The sequence below is a fragment of the Vulcanisaeta sp. JCM 16161 genome (assembly GCF_001316285.1).
This window is the reverse complement of sequence record NZ_BBDO01000001.1, coordinates 133,667-152,042: the sequence shown is the minus strand read 5'-3', so window position 1 is coordinate 152,042 and position 18,376 is coordinate 133,667. Positions and strand designations below refer to the sequence as shown.

General features: G+C 42.8%; 15 protein-coding genes and 6 pseudogenes. 9 read left to right on the top strand and 12 right to left on the bottom strand.

Annotated features, from left to right (window positions below; translation table 11 throughout):
• Window positions 1-19: 19 nt before the first annotated feature.
• On the bottom strand, window positions 20-2,344 hold the full coding sequence (locus tag JCM16161_RS00910) for a hypothetical protein (RefSeq protein WP_243668355.1): 2,325 nt from the start codon (window positions 2,342-2,344) through the stop codon (window positions 20-22).
• Between the two features lie 92 nt (window positions 2,345-2,436).
• Window positions 2,437-2,994 carry a helix-turn-helix domain-containing protein gene (locus tag JCM16161_RS00905; RefSeq protein ID WP_054854711.1) on the bottom strand — a complete coding sequence of 186 codons (558 nt, stop codon included), beginning with the start codon at window positions 2,992-2,994 and terminating at the stop codon, window positions 2,437-2,439.
• Between the two features lie 127 nt (window positions 2,995-3,121).
• On the opposite strand from JCM16161_RS00905, the gene JCM16161_RS00900 reads away from it, so the two are divergent.
• On the top strand, window positions 3,122-4,090 hold the full coding sequence (locus JCM16161_RS00900) for an isoaspartyl peptidase/L-asparaginase (protein ID WP_243668353.1): 969 nt from the start codon (window positions 3,122-3,124) through the stop codon (window positions 4,088-4,090).
• Here JCM16161_RS00900 and JCM16161_RS00895 read toward each other — a convergent pair.
• Window positions 4,085-5,368, bottom strand: a complete 1,284-nt coding sequence (locus JCM16161_RS00895) for an amidohydrolase (RefSeq protein WP_054854710.1) — start codon at window positions 5,366-5,368, stop codon at window positions 4,085-4,087. The two genes, JCM16161_RS00900 and JCM16161_RS00895, sit on opposite strands and share 6 nt — an antisense overlap.
• Window positions 5,369-5,387: 19 nt before the next feature.
• Window positions 5,388-6,084, bottom strand: a pseudogene (locus tag JCM16161_RS00890) (diphthine--ammonia ligase).
• Between the two features lie 157 nt (window positions 6,085-6,241).
• Here JCM16161_RS00890 and JCM16161_RS00885 point away from each other — a divergent pair.
• Complete coding sequence (locus tag JCM16161_RS00885; RefSeq protein WP_054854709.1) at window positions 6,242-6,484, top strand: hypothetical protein; 243 nt, start codon at window positions 6,242-6,244, stop codon at window positions 6,482-6,484.
• Window positions 6,485-6,517: 33 nt separating this feature from the next.
• Window positions 6,518-6,946: a hypothetical protein gene (locus JCM16161_RS00880; RefSeq protein WP_054854708.1), complete on the top strand. Its 429-nt coding sequence runs from the start codon at window positions 6,518-6,520 to the stop codon at window positions 6,944-6,946.
• A gap of 25 nt (window positions 6,947-6,971) precedes the next feature.
• On the opposite strand, the pseudogene JCM16161_RS00875 reads toward JCM16161_RS00880, so the two are convergent.
• Window positions 6,972-7,899, bottom strand: a pseudogene (locus tag JCM16161_RS00875) (malate dehydrogenase).
• 129 nt (window positions 7,900-8,028) lie between these two features.
• A pseudogene (locus JCM16161_RS00870) lies at window positions 8,029-9,110 on the bottom strand (L-threonylcarbamoyladenylate synthase).
• 125 nt (window positions 9,111-9,235) lie between these two features.
• Between JCM16161_RS00870 and JCM16161_RS00865 the strand changes: the two are divergent.
• Both JCM16161_RS00865 and JCM16161_RS00855 read left to right on the top strand, forming a co-directional pair.
• A complete protein-coding gene (locus tag JCM16161_RS00865; RefSeq protein WP_054854707.1) occupies window positions 9,236-9,724 on the top strand; it encodes a metal-sulfur cluster assembly factor in 489 nt (162 codons plus the stop codon).
• 320 nt (window positions 9,725-10,044) lie between these two features.
• Window positions 10,045-10,233 (top strand): hypothetical protein, encoded by a 189-nt coding sequence (locus tag JCM16161_RS00855; RefSeq protein WP_054854705.1) that lies wholly within the window; start codon window positions 10,045-10,047, stop codon window positions 10,231-10,233.
• Window positions 10,234-10,389: 156 nt separating this feature from the next.
• On the opposite strand, the gene JCM16161_RS00850 is transcribed toward JCM16161_RS00855, so the two are convergent.
• A complete protein-coding gene (locus tag JCM16161_RS00850) occupies window positions 10,390-10,698 on the bottom strand; it encodes an ArsR family transcriptional regulator (protein ID WP_243668351.1) in 309 nt (102 codons plus the stop codon).
• Window positions 10,699-10,796: 98 nt separating this feature from the next.
• Window positions 10,797-11,653 (bottom strand): annotated as a pseudogene (locus tag JCM16161_RS00845) (ornithine cyclodeaminase family protein).
• A 250-nt stretch (window positions 11,654-11,903) separates the two neighbouring features.
• On the opposite strand from JCM16161_RS00845, the gene JCM16161_RS00840 reads away from it, so the two are divergent.
• A complete protein-coding gene (locus JCM16161_RS00840) occupies window positions 11,904-12,197 on the top strand; it encodes a hypothetical protein (protein ID WP_054854704.1) in 294 nt (97 codons plus the stop codon).
• 19 nt (window positions 12,198-12,216) lie between these two features.
• Here JCM16161_RS00840 and JCM16161_RS00835 read toward each other — a convergent pair whose 3' ends face one another.
• Window positions 12,217-12,840, bottom strand: a complete 624-nt coding sequence (locus tag JCM16161_RS00835) for an alpha/beta fold hydrolase (protein WP_054854703.1) — start codon at window positions 12,838-12,840, stop codon at window positions 12,217-12,219.
• Between the two features lie 90 nt (window positions 12,841-12,930).
• Between JCM16161_RS00835 and JCM16161_RS00830 the strand changes: the two genes are divergently transcribed.
• Window positions 12,931-13,662 carry a hypothetical protein gene (locus JCM16161_RS00830; protein ID WP_054854702.1) on the top strand — a complete coding sequence of 244 codons (732 nt, stop codon included), beginning with the start codon at window positions 12,931-12,933 and terminating at the stop codon, window positions 13,660-13,662.
• On the opposite strand, the gene JCM16161_RS00825 is transcribed toward JCM16161_RS00830, so the two are convergent.
• Together JCM16161_RS00825 and JCM16161_RS00820 are read right to left on the bottom strand one after the other, a co-directional pair.
• The gene (locus JCM16161_RS00825; RefSeq protein WP_054854701.1) at window positions 13,659-14,423 is read right to left on the bottom strand and encodes an isopentenyl phosphate kinase; all 765 of its coding nucleotides are present in this window, start codon (window positions 14,421-14,423) and stop codon (window positions 13,659-13,661) included. The genes JCM16161_RS00830 and JCM16161_RS00825 overlap by 4 nt on opposite strands.
• Window positions 14,424-14,490: 67 nt before the next feature.
• Window positions 14,491-15,522: a polyprenyl synthetase family protein gene (locus JCM16161_RS00820; protein WP_054854700.1), complete on the bottom strand. Its 1,032-nt coding sequence runs from the start codon at window positions 15,520-15,522 to the stop codon at window positions 14,491-14,493.
• A 154-nt stretch (window positions 15,523-15,676) separates the two neighbouring features.
• On the opposite strand from JCM16161_RS00820, the pseudogene JCM16161_RS00815 reads away from it, so the two are divergent.
• Both JCM16161_RS00815 and prf1 read left to right on the top strand, forming a co-directional pair.
• Window positions 15,677-16,866: pseudogene (locus tag JCM16161_RS00815) on the top strand (thiolase family protein).
• A 91-nt stretch (window positions 16,867-16,957) separates the two neighbouring features.
• Window positions 16,958-18,063: pseudogene (gene prf1, locus JCM16161_RS00810) on the top strand (peptide chain release factor aRF-1).
• 14 nt (window positions 18,064-18,077) lie between these two features.
• Here the strand turns inward: prf1 and JCM16161_RS00805 are convergent.
• Window positions 18,078-18,362: a MoaD/ThiS family protein gene (locus JCM16161_RS00805; protein ID WP_054854699.1), complete on the bottom strand. Its 285-nt coding sequence runs from the start codon at window positions 18,360-18,362 to the stop codon at window positions 18,078-18,080.
• Window positions 18,363-18,376 lie beyond the last annotated feature (14 nt).

Here is an 18,376-nt window from a genome sequence, read left to right as displayed (position 1 = left end):
TCCCAGTAATTACAATTATTTAAACACTAAATGATTGGGCAAAGTCCTGGTACTTCCTAAACGTGTCTTCACATATTATGCTCGTACTATCCCTAGAGGATAGGTATAGCCTTATCTTCTCAATAGCTTCAATGGCTGGGCACGACTTGATTATGCCCTTAATCACATCTCGGTCCCTATCGCTGACCTTAAGCTTATTTTCAATAACCTCATCAATGTACTCGTCATGAGCGGGTAATACCGGTATCACGGCATCGATATTCTTCTTTACGAACTCAGGGTCTATGGACCATGGATTACTACTCTCAAATACAACGACTAGGTGCTTAGCCCTGGCTATACTCAGTAGTTTAAGTACGTAGTTTAAATCCTCATTAATGGCTGTCTCGAGGTTTGGTACATGGATTATTGCATTATCAATTATGGAAATGCTTGGATCCTTATAATCAATGATGGTCACGCCTAAGTGCTTAGCCACGTGGTTTATTAACGCGGTCTTCCCTGATTTGGGCGGCCCTATTATCATTATTGACGCCATGTACCTAAGCCCTAGGTTTCTCATCATATCCCTCAACCTAATTGATGAGTCAATATAATCAATCAACTTTGACTTTGTATTCATGCTTATTAAATCGATGGGGTCTATCGCAACCATAACATTAACATTAGCACTCTTACTCCTTGCCTTGGGTCTCTCCTTCACCACCTCATCTTTTGCCCTCTCTTTACGCGCAGGAACTTTAGGAGTCTCTAAGGCCTTCTCCTCCTTTGTGACGCCCTTCTCTAATGGCAAATTAGTGGTCACCTCATTATCCTTCTTCACGATTACCTCATTTTCATTAACAGCCTTGGTAGGGGCTGTCGCGGTTTCTACACCTATGGGCGCATTGACGCTTGCTTGGTGAATTACCTCCTCATTAATTAGGGCTGGGTTATTAGGGGCGTTACTAATGGCATTATCAGCCGCACCGACCTGCTTTGATGGCACCTCCTCAACATACTTAGTCTGTCTCTGTTCCTTCTCTGTGCCCTCCACAGCGCCGTAGTTTATAACCTCAATTCCGTACTTCCTTAATTTGTCTACAATACCATCATCGCTGTTTATTATCAAGGCATATAACTTAGTGCGTCTATTGTAGTCAATTAATTTGAAGAACATGTCCTTATTTATTTCATTTGAGATTAATACGAGTAGTGCCTTCTCGTGAGCTTTAATGAACCATTCAACGTCGTTTGTTAATTCATCAATATTGCCCTTAATTATGAACCCCTTAGTCCTGGTTAATCCAAATAGTGCCTTGGCAATTATCTCAATCTTATCCTGGGGCAATGAGGCGTATAGCGCGGCTATACCAGTCTTGGATAGGGTATTTACTACCGTGTTCACAAGATCTGCGTCGTCCTTAGGTAATTTCTTAACCCAATAACTATACTCAGTAATCATTAATGGATCAATTATTGGTATTACGATCGGCGACTTCTTCCTCGCACTCATTATTGACTGAACCCCCACTTTAAGCTTGGACTGCGTGATGTCGAGTGCGTAGGTACCAAGTCCAATAATAAATGAGCCAATAATGAGTAATGGAGTTACGTAGTAATTCCATGTATTACCGCTAATTAAGGGCGCATAAAGTATAGATGCGGTTACTAATTGCGGTGTTAGGTTCATAATTATTTGCGAAATATCCGTGCTTACTGACCATGTCATGATAAGCCTCGGCAGGTACCTACCTACTAAGGGTGGTATTGTCATGACCACGATAAGGACGAAGTAAAGCATTACATTGCTTAACTCATTAGATAAGGTGAGTAAACTACCTGAACTATCGAATATTAGGGACTCCATCCCACGTACTAAGTCTAGGTTCACCACGTGAATGGCTGTTATTGGTAACCACGTAATGCCCTGATACGCGGCACCAACTGCGTATAAGAAAGTGAGTAGGGCAAAGATGATCGCTGATCTTACGCTATATCCCTTTATGGATGGCGCTATTGAAAGTGGTATTGACAACCAATATAATGGCGTGAATAAGAGGGTCCATGATGCTACGGCAATGTCATTAACAATGCCAGCCTCAGTTATTAAGTAGGTAGTTAGGAGTAGTGGCATTATTAGTAATGATGCGTGTCCTAGGGCTGTTATGAACGCTAGAATCACATATGTAATTAAAACCGCCGCCGCTAGGCCATGTCTCTTAAGAGCCGTTGATGCCATGATTAAAGTTAGTAGCGTTATGAAGACGTACAGTGGTATTATCGGGAAGACCGCATAAAGTAGTATAGCTGTAAGCGTATCCGCCAATGTATAAAGTGTGTTTGTTATTACGTTCTGTTTCACATAATGAAAACCATGAAATAATTTATAAACCGTTTCTTTCTTAATAATTGAAAGAGAGAAACTACGTGAAACTCAGGAGAAACTGATAGAAACTAGGCATTGGCATGTATTGACTTAATAACGTCAATCCATGGATTATCTCGTATAAACTCGGGTAACGAGTCATTACTGGGCTGTTCATAATTAGTTATGCTGCTCTGTCCCTTTATAGAAGTGGGTATACAACTATCCTTACTTCTTTTCTCAAGCTCTTCAACCTTCTCAATGAGCTTACCAATTAATTCCTTAAGGGATTTCAACTCCTTTACTAATTCGCCCTGGTAGGCACTCTCATATAGGTAGTTATTGTTTGGCTGGGACTCTGATATCCCTATAATGATGGATAGGCTTACATTAAATACATTACCATAATTACTCAATAAGTATGGATTATTACCCACCTGGGTATCTACCTTATTTAACTGTTTATCATCATTCAATTGATTTGATAGTTGATCCGTATTCTTAGTGAAGGCCCTATACTTAGATATTGCCTTGTATACCGTGTTTACGGATATACCGAGCTTCTGAGCTATCTCCTTAGGCTTCAATCCCTCATTAAAGTAAAGCTTGGCAGCTAACTCCTCAGTCTTCGTTAATTTACTCGACATACACTATTGATTATGCCCTCGGTTAAAAATCAGTTTATGTCCTCAAATTAATAAATTACTTAAGTAATACTCATTAATATACGTGATTAATGATAAATATTATAAATGCTAATTATTCCTAGATTCGGTGAACGTGAAAGCCACAATAGCCGTACACGGTGGTGCAGGTAGCTTGGGATACTTCATTGATGAGGGGCACAGGCGAAAATACTTGAGCGGATTAGTGAATGCCGTAAATGCAGGTCTTGAGGCGGCTAAAAGGGGTAATGCCCTGGACATGGTTGTTGAGGCTGTCACGGTCATGGAATTTGACGGCTCCTATGATGCTGGTAAGGGATCGGTACTGAATTTATATGGTGAGGTTGAGCAGGATGCGGGCGTCATGTGGGGTAAGGACTTAAGCGTTGGGGCTGTGGCTTCCGTTAAGCACGTGGTAAATACAATAAGGCTCGCCAGGCTTGTTATGGAGAAGACTGATCACGTGTTAATAACTGGGGATGGCGCTGAGGAATTGGCTAAGCAATTCGGTCTTTGGGTGCCATCTACGGAATTAATCAATGAAAATAAAATTAATAGGTATAAGTCCCTTATTAGGAATTTGCGTTCACGGTATGAGAAAAACACGTACCTCGCAAGGAAGTTAGGCTTATTAGGCACGGTGGGTGCAGTGGCGCTTGATAGGGATGGCAACTTAGCCGCTGCAACATCGACAGGTGGAACGATACTTAAATGGCCTGGTAGAGTTGGTGATTCACCAATACCTGGCGCTGGTTACTGGGCTGAGAATGATGTGTGTGCGGTATCCGCCACGGGCATTGGGGAGTTCATAATTAGGGCGATGGCGTCATTCAGGGTAGCCACATTAGTTAGGGGTGGCGTTAGAATTAATGATGCCGTTAAGCAAGTCGTTGATTATGTCACGAAATTATTTGGCCCTGGCAATATTGGGTTAATCGCGATTGATAGCTCCGGTAATGTGGCGTCGGCATTTAATACCGAGGCATGGGTAGGGCATGGAGCAGGGAGGATATGGGTAGGGTCATTGTTGCCCACTTGCCAGGTGACCCATTCCCATGAAACAACCAAGTGCTTATAGGAACTTCCTAATAAAGTCATTAAGTCTCTCCCCAATATTCCTGGCTCGCTCCCTTAATACCGGGTAATCCCTGGATCTGTCATAGATTACTTTGCCATCCACAATTACCATATCTACGTCTGAGCCATCTGCGGAATAGACTATGTTTGAGAGGATATTATCATCCCGGGCAGGTTGTAGCCTCGGACTACTAAGGTCAAGTAATACTAAGTCTGCCACACAACCATTGTTTATACATCCACCATTGAGACCCAATAACTTGTAACCATTGATTGTGGCCGCCTTAAATGCATGAATGGCCTTAATACCCACATCCCAGTACGAATGCCTTTGAAGAAGCACTGCCATCTTCATTTCCCTAAACATATCGAGCGAATTATTACTAGCGGGGCCATCAGTGCCTAAAGTCACTGTGACGCCCATATCTATTAACTCCCTCATTGGGAAGTGACCCGCTGTGGCGAGCTTCATGTTTGATGTTGGCGCATGCGTCACACGGGCATTAGCCTTAGCTATAATGCTTAGCTCCCAATTAGTGACCCAGCCGAGGTGAACGAGCTGGGTTTTACTTAATATTAGACCAAGCGAGTTTAGGTACTCCACAGGAAACATACCAAACCTCCTCTTCGACTCGTAAACCTCATCCCTAGTCTCTGACGCATGTATCTGTATCGGCAGGTTAAGCTCATTGCTTAGGTCTTTAATCCTCAATAATGTGTCCCTACTAACAGCATAAATGCTATGAACATTTATTATAGGCCTTATCAACGATGAATCACCGTACATGCTTAAGAAATTCCTTAACTCATTCTCAACGAGTGCAGGACTTCTTAGGGTGTCTATGAACGTGGGGCCCAGGGCAGCCCTCAACCCATACCTCAACGCCACACTTGCCGTTACGTCTGGGTAATGGTACATGTCTATAAAGGCCGTTGTGCCGCTCATCACCATCTCAATAATGGATAACTCGCTACCCAGGGATATCACGTCCCTAGTCAATTCCCGCTCCACACTCCACATCTTATTGAGCCACGTAATTAACTCGGCGTCATCGTAGAAACCCCTTAGCAGGGACATTGGTGTGTGGGTATGTGCATTTACGAGCCCTGGAATTACGGCATGGCCTGAACAATCAATCTCCTCATACGTACCCCTAGCTATATTGCCAACATTCACTATTAATCCATTATCAATCGCTATATCCACATTCCTGAGTATCCTTAGTTCGTTGTTGATCCACGTTATTACGAAATCGCAATTCCTAAGTAAATAACCCATGTATGGCCATTAATTATTACTACTCAACTAAAATCTTTGGTTCTAGGTGCATGGACTTAATCACGTAAATCCATGAGTATTGATCTAACCTACGAACCTCACCATCATCAATAACAATTCTATTCCTAAACAATGGCGCATCAACGACAAACGTCTCCCCCTCGCCACCCTCTAGCGCCGGGTTAAACCCATACTTCAACGCAGCGCTTATTAACTCCTCAATGTCATCAGGCGTTAACACCTTACCTAATAACCTAGGGTTTATACCAAGGTGCTTATTGACGTTAGTACAAACCTAAAACCATGACGATATAAATCCCTTAGGTAAATAACCTGGTTTTTCCTCCATAATGGTGAGTAAACCCTCAAACCCACCTCATGAGCCGTGATATTAATCATCATCCTCTGATAGTCGGATAGTAAGGCCCCAGTCACTATACCATTAACATGAAACTCCCTCTTAACATCATTAAAAGCCCTCCTTAAGTCCTCAAGCTCAAGATCCTTAACACCGCTTGTTTCATAAACAACCTGGGGAATACCCAAGGCCTCGGCTTGATACCTCGTCCACTCAATGTTTGGGTAATGAAACATCCATGAGTCGGTACGGTGGGGCTTCAACGTGAGTAGCAAGCGAGGTCAAAGCCCTTAAGTACGGCCCAGTGTAAGGCGTAGGTTGAGTCCTTGCCACCCGAGAACAAGGAACAAACCCTCATTATCAATGCTTTTTAAATACATGGATTTAAAACACTGATTGTGTTTCTTGGAATTGAATTATAAAAATAATTAATGCTCTAAGGATCACTAGAAAGTAAAGATCCGCAACCCGTAAATAGAAATGTTTTTAACTCACTAAGTAGGTCCAAACCCTCGATGAGCAACGAAGGAGAAGAGTGGCAGTTCCCTGAGGATTGGGAATATTCAGGCGGTGTGCCTGAGAGAGTGTTAAAGATTAGGGCTAAGTGCCCGTACTGCGGCCATGTCTTCGAAGTTGAGATGGGCGAGTCCTGGTACAACATGGGCATATCAATAACATGTCCTAAGTGCGGTAAGCAATTCTCAATAAGTATGTATGGAGAGATCATTGGAGAGGTTAAAAAGACTGCGAAGAAGTGACATTAAAAATCGGTAATTTAATGATAGTTAATAATGAACGAATTAAAGTGCGTAGAAAATTTACTGAACGCTCTCATGACCTTTTACTCAGTAGCCGTTATTGAGCATTACATGATATTATTACTACTAACTAGGTCTAAGAATACCGAGTCAGTGCGTGATCAATTATTAAATGTTGTAAGGGATCACCTAGATAAAGAAAATAGAATATTAAGCAATACGTCGGAACTAATGGAGTGTATTGATGAGCATACAATGTCCTTAATCAACCGATTCGCCAAAGATGTTCAGGATGGTGTTGCATTAGTTAATGACCCAGAATTCATAAGTAATTACATTAATGACTTCACAATAGCAGTTAAAGACCTCACTAGGTATATCCTAAATCACACAGAATTATTATCAAGTATTATTAATTTATTATGGGAAAACGTCAGGAAATATATGGGCGATTTTACATAATTTTTAACCGCTATTAACCGTCTCTTCATGATAGGAATTGCGGAGGCACCTGAGCTAGGTTCTTCCTAATGGCCTCGACACTTGCTAAGAACTTCTTTCTCTGCTCCTCATTTAGGTTAAGTTCTATGATTTTCTCAACACCATTCTTACCAAGTACAACAGGCACCTCTGCAAATATATCCCTCACCCCATACTCACCATCTAGGTATACGGACGCCTCGAATATCCTCTTCCTATCCTTCTTTATTGAGTCCACCATCATGGCGAGCCCGGCAGCAGGGCCCCAATTGCTGCTGAAGCCCTTAAGTTCGTTATATCGGCACCTGCTGGATTGTTTTCTTAACAATCTCATCATATTGCTCCTTAGTTATGAACTCAGTGAGTGGTTTACCGTAAACGAAGGACGCCTCTGGAACTGGGTACATGTTCTCACCGTGCTGGCCAAGGACAACAGGTATTATCGACTCGGGCGCTATACCGATGAGTAGGGATGCGTAGTAAGCCATTCTGTTTGAGTCTAAGACGCCGCTGAATCCAATGACCCTATTCCTTGGGAAGCCAAGCTTCTTATAAAGTACGTAAACCATGGCATCAAGCGGATTCGTGGTGATTATCACGATCGAATTCGGCGCGTACCTCTTGATCTGCTCGGCTATTGATGCAACGATCTCCGCGTTCTTACCAGCTAATTCCTCCCTGGTCATTCCAGGTTTTCGTGCTAGACCCGCGGTAACTATTACTATGTCACTACCCTCCATATCCTTATAGTCATTACTACCCCTGTACCTAACGGACTTACCCAGTATTGCGGCTGCGTGGTTTAGATCGAGGGCCTCGCCCTGTGGTAGGTTCTTTATTATATCTATGAGGACTATTTCATTATCCACTTCGAAGAACATTAGGAAGGCTGCCGTGGTTGCACCAACACGCCCACTACCTATTATCGTTATCATCTAATTCACCCATTACTGGCATTAATGACGCGTTTTTAACTTTAATCCATCCACAATGTATCATCAATAATAGGCATTACTTAAATCACAATTTCAATTTATGAAAAACATTACTGAATAAGCTATTACTTACATTTTACATTTAATTATAGAAAAGCCTGATGCCTTCCTCAACCTATTCATTACGGCCAATCCAATGCCCCTCTCCTCAATACCCTCAGCTATGCCTAGGTCAACGTTTAACTTATCGAGATTTCTTAATGAGTCAAATAGCGCCGCGGCTATTGTGTATGGATTACTCCTATAGCCTAATATTATTATTGGTAACTCATTAATTTCAGGATATTTCATTAATTCATTGGCTGTTTCCTTAGTGATTAGTAGTGCTACTTTCAATTTCTTATTTAAATAATCCACGGCCACATCACGTAATAACTTAACTAATGAATCATAATCCCCACATTCAACAACCACCAATTGTGTACGTGGCGCATAATGCCTATATTTCATGCCAGGCGCCAGGGCAGCATCGGCCTCGCCCAAACCCCTCGCAAATTCAGGGATCACTATTTCAGTATTAAATAATGACCTTAATTCCTCAATGGTAAAGGGACCAGGCCTTAACAATACGGGTGGATTTCTAGTCACGTCTACTATCGTAGATTCAACTCCGAAAAACGTAGGCCCAGCATCAAGCAGAATCATTTCAACATCATCATTAGCATAATCCTCAATTATATGCTCAGCCAATGTGGGGCTTGGTCGACCAGACTTATTAGCGCTCGGTGCGGCTATGGGAGTTCCAGATGCTCTAATTAATGCGAGCGCAACTGGATGCGCAGGCGATCTCACGGCTACCGTATTACGACCGCCAGTGACCTCCCTAGGCACATCAGGTGATTTGGGCAGTATTAGCGTTAAGGGGCCTGGCCATGCCTCCTAATCACGGATATAGCGATTTCCGGTATATCAACGGCAACCTTATAAAGTTCGTCCACATCGGCTATATGCACAATGAGTGGATTATCCGGCGGCCTACCCTTAGCCTTAAACACCCTTAAACATGCCTCACCATTGAATGTGTCCGCACCAAGCCCATAGACCGTTTCTGTAGGGAATGCTACTAAGTATCCACGCTTAATGTAATCGCTCGCCTCCCTAATCGCGGAATCATCAGGATTTATAGGATCTACCTTACGCACCTTAAGCATCGCGTTTACTTATGCTCAATACTTATAAATCCATCTATTAATACTTAATTGCTTTACGATTAATAACCATCAATAAGCTAGATAGGTTTATAAATAAGTCTCCGTGACACTGTTGGTGATTATTAATGGCAGTGTCTAATGAAGAGACACTGGGCACTACGAACAGTGAGGGGGCGGAGGAACCAATATTTAAAACGAACCTACCTAATGATAAGGTTAAGGAGTTGATAGAAATCCTTCGTAATGTGTATGACCCCGAAATACCAATAAATGTGTATGACCTAGGGCTTATCTATGAAATAACAATGGACAATGATAAGGTCGTTCACGTAAAGATGACACTAACAGCAGTGGGTTGCCCATTATCTGAAAACCTCGGTTACCAGGTTGGCGCTGCAATTCAACAAGCAATACCGGATGCGAAGGATATAGAGATTGACGTCGTATTTGATCCGCCATGGACTCCCCTAAAAATGACGAAGCTAGGGCGTGAGATGTTTAAGGCAATATATGGATATGATATTGTTGAACAATGGCTAAAGACTCAGGGTGAACAAAACACCCAGGCAAGTGGGCAGGGGGTTAATGAGGGTCAGGACCAACAAAGTCAATGATTTTACTTTCTCATAGTCTATTTCTAAATAACTGCACTTCTGTATTATGAATAAAAGATTTAAAAGGTATATTTAGAATAGAAAATGTGCTATCATCAACAAGCAGTATCCCATCAAGAAGAACATTAACTGAGCGGATACAGCAGAAACTGAACGAAATCCTGGAATCAAGCGACTTAATAAAATTTGTAGCCTTGGTCACAATGGATGGATTTACAATAGCCTCTGAAATGAAGAGCAACATCGACATTAACCCGAAGTGTTAGGCGCATTAATAGTATCCTCAATAAAAAAACCTCGAACTTAACCTGAAGAGGGCATTGAGCGAGGCAAATTTATCCGAGTTAGTTATATCCCTTGGACAAGACCTATTGATTGTGAAGTCGATGGGTAAGCTGGCATTAATAATGATTGTCGATAAATCATTAGATATGAACTTCGTGATGTATGAAATCGAGGAGGGATTACATGATTTATCAATGGACCTGGGATTAGGAGGAAAAACCTAATTTTTACCTCAATACCCTAGTTATTACTTTGGGCTTCCTCAGTGGCCATGCTATTTAATGACTCGATTAATGCGGCTGATGTTAAGTTCTCGATTAACTGCTTCGACTTCTCATAATAGGCATTAATCAACTGTAATAGTTTCTGCTTTACGTAATCTATCGGCTTCGTGTAATAAACATATGTGTAGCTCCATTCTTAGCGAGCACGGGTCTCCTGGCTATTAACCCAAGTTGGACAAGCTTCACTAGGGACCTCTCTATCGTGCTCCTTGACTTATTCATCTCCTTGGCTATCTCGGCAACGGTTAATGGTTCCTTAGCCTTATTTTGCAATAGGTAGTAAATCTCAACCTCAGTCGGTGAGAGCCTAAGTATGCACCTAAGGATGTACTTAATATCGACGTCCTCAAGGATCTCTTCGGTACTCTTCTCCTTAATTGTTATGAGAGACACCACGTTAATCACCAACATCAGTGTCACAGAGTCTCTTTATAAACCTTTTCTCCAACATTTTCCACTATGAATGCATGGACTTATCAAAATATTTATATATAATTAAGGCATTATAGCTCTACAGTTACACCCATATTCCTACTTTTTACTAAGCCATATATGTATAAGGCAGCCGCAAGATCCTCTGCGGCTATGCCTACGGACTTAAATAACGTGATATCCCTATCCCCTAATCTACCCTGTCTTGCGCCACTTATTATCTCGCCTATCTCAATTAAACTATTTTCAAGGATTAAACCATTCTTCATTGGAATTATTATATCACCAGTCTCATTCATAACTGCGGCACGCGAATCAACAGCGATTACTGATGCTCTACGGATAACATCATCATCTAATTCCCTGGCATTAACCTCAGGTGCGCCGATTGATGCCACGTGCATCCCCTCGTGAAGCCATGAACCACGAATAACGGGTTCCCTACTCGTCGTTGCCGTTACTACAACATCAGCCTGCTTAACAGCGTCATAACCCGAATCGGTGACTACGGCATCAATACCCCTACCCCGGGCTAAACCTGCTAATTCAAGGCTCTCTCCCTCGTCCTTGAGTATATAAATAATTTCTTGATGGAGAAGGCCCTAGATAGTACGAGTAAGTGATACCTAGCCTGTAATCCAGCGCCTATCATTGCTAGGCTATCAGTACTTCGCGCCATATACTTAATGGACACGGCGGTCGCAGCCGCCGTTCTCCACGCCGTTAATGCCGTCCCATTAATAACCGCTAGCGGCTGCCCCGTAGCATCATCCATAAGCATGACAATGCCCTGGGTTGTTGGTAAACCACGTGCCTTATTACCTTCGATAACATTAACTACCTTAACCGAGAAGCCAACATTGCGTGCGCCGCAGGGCATTACACCCCACCAATCATTGTCGAGGTAAATAACCGTTCTTTGCGGCATCTTAACTTTACCAGAGCTGTAATCCCTAAAGGCTGCGGCTACGGCATTTATTAATCCCGTAACACCGTCAGCACTATCAAGCACCTCATCAACCTCCCTCCCACTTATTATTGTTAACTTCATATTACATTTGAATTATGATGAAAAATTTAAGCATTATTATCTATAGGCATGAATAGTGAAATACCGCTTGCGCATTTTGCGACAGATTTATTAATTCTAGTTATAAGTAAAATAATGGGGTGGAATTATGGAGATTAAATGCATTAACTGCAAGTACTTTAGACTTCATGAACTACGCGACAATATTGGTATTTGCACAAATAAGGATAGCCCATATTACATGAAACTTGTCATGACTGAGTGGCAGTGCCCATTCTTTGTAGAATTTGATGAGGAGAGGGATGAAGATGAATTTTATTGGTGCTCGGATTGTAAGACCATGGTCCATAGGTCATTATTACCACTTCATAAGGGGCATAAATTAGTAAAGATACCATATATTGACGAGGAATCTCACTTGGAAACCTACGTAGCTGATTAATCCCTATTATTGAACCATTTCATGCATTCAAACAGTATTTTCTTACAAAATCTTCAATGGCCTTCGCTATCACCCTAATATCCTTACCCCTGGGTGTGTGCGGCATACCCTCAACCCTTACGAACTCAATAACATTACCAAGGGATTTAGCCCTCTCGTAGTAATCCTCCACCTGCTTTATACTTACTAACTCATCATTAGTACCATGTATTAGGAGCATTGGTGGTAAGTTGGGCCTTAAGTAATTGATTGGTGAGGTCTTCATGAGAAATTCCTCAGTGACTTGCCTATTATCGATTTTCATTAATTCCTCATAAGTCCTCCTCCTAATACTACCGGGCTCGCCCGAGAGTAGCCACCTAATCTGCGCTAATCTATCGGTTGGTCCTGACACGGAAATAGCGCAGGCAATTCGATCCATGGTTGATGCCGTAAGTAGCGCTATTGTACCGCCCATTGAGTGACCAGCAATGATGTATTTTTCATTAGTTCCTCCCAGTAATTCCCTGACCTTATTAAGGCCGTCTTCGAAGTCCCTATAGGTAGGTGCTATTACCTCAAGGTTTAGTGATTTTAAGGGGCCAATAAGCCAGTTTATTTTCTCAGGGCTTGAACCAAAGCCATGCAGTGCCAACGCCCTCATTGTTAGGGCATGCGCATTGAATTAGTTATAAAGCTTTGGGCGGTAGGAGAGTTAACCTAATAAATTTATTATGGGACCCTTTCATTAATCATGGCGAAATCAAGGAAGTCGAGAAGGTCTCAAAGGCGTAGGGGAAAACTATTCTATTTGGCATTAACGTTGGTAATACTTGGGGAGGCAGCGTTCATAATAGTCCTCTTCCTACCTGGTATAGTATCTAAACTAACAATGCCTCAGCAGACCCAGTCCCAGCTTAATGCGACAATTATTACTGAGTACATGTTGTCAACATTGATAAACCCATACAATAATTCGCTCATTAATGCCACCGCACTGGGGTTAATAAACAATACGAAACCCATACTAATGTATTTAACGGTCAATGACCCATACCTACTAGATGAAACATGTAATGTATGGCCGGTGCTTTATAACGCCACGTATTATCACGGCTATAACGTGGTGATCGTAGTATTTCCTAATCCACCAACACAGGCTCCCGCAACCTTATCGGCGATTCAACAATTTGATAATTACGTATATGAACTTTGTAACTTCAACTTAGAGTACGCGGATTTCGTAATTACAACGGCCCTATGGGGTAATTTCACGTCAGGCTCTCAAGTGCTTATCGTTGGCTACGGGACATTACTGCCACAACTACTTACTAGGTTAGGTATTAATGCAAGTAATGTTTACTTCCCATTGTTAATAGTAATTAAGCCCCACAATACGGTAGAAGCCTCAGGAATAATCTATGGCCAACGGCTCACAAATAGCACGTACCTAGACGAAGTATTATTCAAGCTAGGAAATAATTAGTAGGGTAAAAACCTCGTACATTTAATAGGCTCCTCACCATTGAGAATCCTGCCTATTGACTCCAAGTCCCAAATCGCACATAAGTAAGTCCTCGTATACTTAGCCAATTCCATTGCTGACTGAACCTTCCTCATGAGACCCCCTGTCACGTCTATATGACGGGCTTCCCTCTCGTTTACCACGGACGACCTCGTCAACTCCCTAATGATATTACCATTAACATCGAGTATTCCAGGTACGTCTGTTAGGAATATTGATGCTGATGGCCTTAGCTTTGAGCCCAGGTCGAGCATTATGTCATCACCACTGATTATTGAGAAGCCCTCATCACTGGCAACCACATCACCGTAAAGCATTGGTATTACACCCCTTTCAATTAACTCGATTATGTGCATAGGCTCTATTAACAGGTGGGGTTTGCCGTTCTTAATGACGTATATCGAACCCGTCCTTAATGGGTAAATGGGTAACCCAATCGATGCTAATGTGAGCGTTATTTTCATACTTAAATGATTAAGTATAGCTGATGTGAAGGAAATACCAATTAATTGTTCATAATCCCTGTATTTATTTAATCCATAGGCTAGGGCCATGGGATGCGCGAAGCTACCGCCTCCATGAACTAGTACGAACTTATTACCCGTTTTAACCTCCCTAACGAGCAGGGCGCCCAATTCCCTTACCCAATCCTCCCTATAACTAAGCGGTCTTGACTTATCACTTATTGCGCTACCCCCTAACTTCATAATGAAAAGTCTCATTAAGTTCTCAAGTGATTAGTACCGTAGGTCCAGGCTTATAAGTGTGAAGTTACTCATGACTCGATATTTAAAATTCTCTAGTTACCGTGAACCTTAGGATCTCCCTAAGATCCTCAACAAACTCATTGCTCTTCAACTCATTTAATGCCTTCTCAGACTTCTCCGCAAATTCCATGGCTATTTTTAATGCATTCTCCCTGGCATTCGTCCCTGATATTATTTCAACGGCCCTCTTAACATCGTCATTAGTTACCTCAGTCTTACCGAGAATACTCAATAACTCCCTCTTTTCCGTATCATTCAGTTCCTTCAACGCCATGACAATTACGGCATTACCCAACTTATGCTCCTTAATATCCTTACCGATTTCCTTACCAAACTTCTTAACATCACCGAAAATATCCAGTACATCATCTAATACCTGGAACGCGAGCCCCAGGTATGTGCCATAATCGGATAATGGCTTGATACAATGCGGCGCATTGGCGGACATCGCGCCGAAGACCGCGGCTGTCCTTATCAGTGCGGCGGTCTTAAGGCTTATCATCTTCACATACGTATTATATAGAGCCTCCCAATTATTTAATAATCTAGGCCCCAACCTATTCTCGACAAAGTACGGGTCCTTACGCCCCGCATACTCAAGTAATATATCGAGCCTTTCACCCTCATCTATAGCGCGTATCGTGCTCGCGGTCTCCTTCGCAAAGGCCATCGGATCTCTAGTCTCGAGTATTGCATCCTCAATGGCCTCCCTATACCATATACCAATTAGTATGGCTGCGTTATCACCGTACTTAGCCCTAACGGTCGGCTTATTCCTCCTTAGCAGCGCCTCGTCAATAATGTCGTCATATATCAGGGAGTAATTGTGTATTAACTCCACGATTGCGGCGGCGGGCAATGCGATTTTATAATCGCTGCCGCAGGCCCTCGTAGCCGTTAACGTTATTAACGGCCTTAACCTCTTACCGCCAGTGGACACTTGGTAAATCACGGCATCCCTAAACTCCTCATTCACCTCCCTGCTTAGGTATTTAATTAATTGTTCGTCGATTTCACGTCCATAGAGACTATGAAGCTTCTCTAAAATGTCCATCGAACTTACGATTAGCGCCAGTAATTAAGTTATATCCTTACGGCGCACCACGGCATTTTTAACTGTTGAATATAAATTAGTTAATGTCTAAAGTCATTGTTAATCATTAATTATGGACAAAGCTTAATATTGCTTAATCAATTGCTAAAGACGTATGAGCCAGGACATAGTCATTACGGGCTTTGTAAGGACACCTATCGGTAAATTTGGCGGTGCGTTTAAAAACGTGAAGACGCCCTACCTGGCAGCCGAGGCGATAAAGGCGTTGATCAGGAGGACGGGTATTGATGGGAAATTAATCGATGAAGTTGTCTTTGGATCAACGCTCCAGGGTGGTATGGGGCAGAACCTCAGTAGGTTTGCTGCATTACTTGCTGGGTTGCCAATTGAGGTTAGCGCATTTACAGTTAATAGGGTTTGCTCCTCAGGAATGCAGGCAATTATTGAGGCCGTTAGGGCTCTTAAGGTCGGTGATGTTAGTGTGGTAATTGCCGGCGGGGCGGAGTCCATGAGCACGCAACCACTTGCATTACCGCATGAGGCCAGGTGGGGAATTAAGCACTTAATCGGTAGAGATTTGAAATTCATAGATTTAATGATTTATGATGGATTAACGGATCCCACAAACATGATGCTCATGGGTCAGGAGGCTGATAAGGTGGCCATGGAACATGAAATCACCAGGGAGGAACTTGATAAGGTGGCTTATGAGAGCCACATGAGGGCTTTAAGGGCTACGGAGAATAAGTACTACCTTGAGCTAGAGCCTGTGGATACCGTGATAAACGGCGAGAGGGTTTACCTGGATAGGGATGAGGGAATTAGGCCGGACACAAGCCTAGAGAAGCTGGCTAAGTTAAGGCCTGCCTTCGGCCCCAATGGATTGCATACTGCCGGGAACTCATCACAGCTATCCGATGGCGCTGCAGCGTTATTACTGACCACAATGGATAAGGCGAGGGAGCTCGGGTTAAAGCCTATTGCGAGGATTGTTGGTTATGCATGGCACATGTTAGAGCCCTGGAGATTCCCGGAGGCGCCGATATACGTGATTAGGAAATTACTGAATAAGGTTGGCTGGGGCATTAATGACGTTGATGTTTTTGAGGTTAATGAAGCCTTTGCTGTGGTTAACGTCCTTGTGAATAAAGAGTTGGGCATACCCTATGATAAGATGAACATATTCGGTGGCGCAATAGCACTTGGGCACCCACTTGGTGCGAGTGGTGCTAGGATAGTCACTACATTAATATCGGCGTTAATGCACGTCGGCGGGAAAAGGGGCGTGGCAGCCTGTGCCATGGGACTGGCGGCGCGACTGCGGTGGCTATAGAGATGCTTTAACAAAAGGCAAAAGGCTTTTAAATGCGATAGTCCCCTACCATTCCTAGTATGTTGATGCCTTGGAATAAAGGATTTCTCGGAGTTGAAAATAATGATTAACCTACTTAAGAAGTACAGGGGTTATGCAACAACGCTCATAAGCCTATATATTAATGGTAATAGGCCGATACCTGACGTAGTATCAATGCTCAGGCAGGAGTGGGCATTGGCAAGTAACATCAAGGATAAGACCACCAGGACCCATGTTCAGGATGCCCTAGAGAGAATTATAAATTCTATAAAGGGTATCTCAAAGGCCCCCGAGAATGGACTTGCAATATTCGCAGGCTTTCACATGATCAACCCAGGTAATTATGAGTGGGTCTTCTACGCCATAATACCTCCAATACCAGTATCAACGTTTAAGTACATATGCGATACGTCATTCCACACGGAAATCCTGGAGGGCATGGTTAAGAGCAGTGATACCTACGGCATAATAGTGATTGAGAGAGGCGAGGCCGTAATTGCGTTGTTGAGGGGTAATTACTGGGAGATTGTTGATAAGGTGGAGTTCTTCGTACCAAATAAGCACGCTGCTGGCGGTCAATCAGCCTTAGGTATAAGAGACAGACAGAGCACCTAGCCGAGACCTTCTACAAACTAGTGGCTGAGAGAGCCAATAAGGTGTTTACTGAGATCCCGAGCCTAAAGGGCATTGTTGTTGCCGGGCCTGGACCAACTAAGGAGGAGTTCCTTGAGGAGGGTGAGCTTGACCATAGGATTAGAGATAAGGTCATCGCCATTGTATCGGCATGCTGCGCAGACATTGGTGGCGTCCTTGAGGCGATTAGGAATGCTGAGGATAAGCTTAAGGAGACTGAGTATGTTAAGGCTAAGAAATTGATGGAGGAGATAATGTACCTAGCCGTTAAGAAGCCCGAGTATTTAATCTATGGTAAGGAATCAGTGATGGATGCCGTTAAGAAGGGTATTGCTAAAGTGGTTGTTGTTAGTGAGGACGTTGGTGAGGACGAGGTAATGAACATAACACTAATGCTCAAGGGTAGGAAGGACGTTGAACTATTCGTAATGCCTAAATCAGTCGAGGAGAACCTAACGCTGACCCAGACATTCGGAGGTTACGTGGCAATACTTTCAACGCCATCCTGGATCCTTGAGAACTATAGTGAGAATCAGGATAAAAATAATTCATAATCCACATCTTCCCCTTAACCACCACCAGCAGGTGGGAGGAACACCACCTCATCTCCATTGGATAGTTTAGTGCTTAATCCATTTAGGAAGTCTATTGACCTACCATTAACCAGTATAACGTATTGATCCTTAAGCCTACCATTATCATCCAATATGACCTTTGAGAAGTTGGGGCTTACTGAATTATCAATGACCTGTATTAAATCCTTAATTGTCGCATTATCGGGTATGTTAAGCTCTGTCTTAAGTACCTTGGTTATGTCATATAGGGACGCCAAGAACTTAACCTGAACCTTCATCAATCTTTGGTAGC

What these genes read in the sequence shown, in the direction of transcription:
- JCM16161_RS00830 (WP_054854702.1), top strand. Translation starts at nt 12,931, where the DNA reads ATGGCGAAATCAAGGAAGTCGAGAAGGTCTCAAAGGCGTAGGGGAAAA.
- JCM16161_RS00895 (WP_054854710.1), bottom strand. Translation starts at nt 5,368, where the DNA reads ATGGGTTATTTACTTAGGAATTGCGATTTCGTAATAACGTGGATCAAC.
- JCM16161_RS00820 (WP_054854700.1), bottom strand. Translation starts at nt 15,522, where the DNA reads ATGGACATTTTAGAGAAGCTTCATAGTCTCTATGGACGTGAAATCGAC.
- JCM16161_RS00885 (WP_054854709.1), top strand. Translation starts at nt 6,242, where the DNA reads ATGAGCAACGAAGGAGAAGAGTGGCAGTTCCCTGAGGATTGGGAATAT.
- JCM16161_RS00865 (WP_054854707.1), top strand. Translation starts at nt 9,236, where the DNA reads ATGGCAGTGTCTAATGAAGAGACACTGGGCACTACGAACAGTGAGGGG.
- JCM16161_RS00905 (WP_054854711.1), bottom strand. Translation starts at nt 2,994, where the DNA reads ATGTCGAGTAAATTAACGAAGACTGAGGAGTTAGCTGCCAAGCTTTAC.
- JCM16161_RS00840 (WP_054854704.1), top strand. Translation starts at nt 11,904, where the DNA reads ATGGAGATTAAATGCATTAACTGCAAGTACTTTAGACTTCATGAACTA.
- JCM16161_RS00835 (WP_054854703.1), bottom strand. Translation starts at nt 12,840, where the DNA reads ATGAGGGCGTTGGCACTGCATGGCTTTGGTTCAAGCCCTGAGAAAATA.
- JCM16161_RS00825 (WP_054854701.1), bottom strand. Translation starts at nt 14,423, where the DNA reads ATGAGACTTTTCATTATGAAGTTAGGGGGTAGCGCAATAAGTGATAAG.
- JCM16161_RS00880 (WP_054854708.1), top strand. Translation starts at nt 6,518, where the DNA reads ATGAACGAATTAAAGTGCGTAGAAAATTTACTGAACGCTCTCATGACC.
- JCM16161_RS00805 (WP_054854699.1), bottom strand. Translation starts at nt 18,362, where the DNA reads ATGAAGGTTCAGGTTAAGTTCTTGGCGTCCCTATATGACATAACCAAG.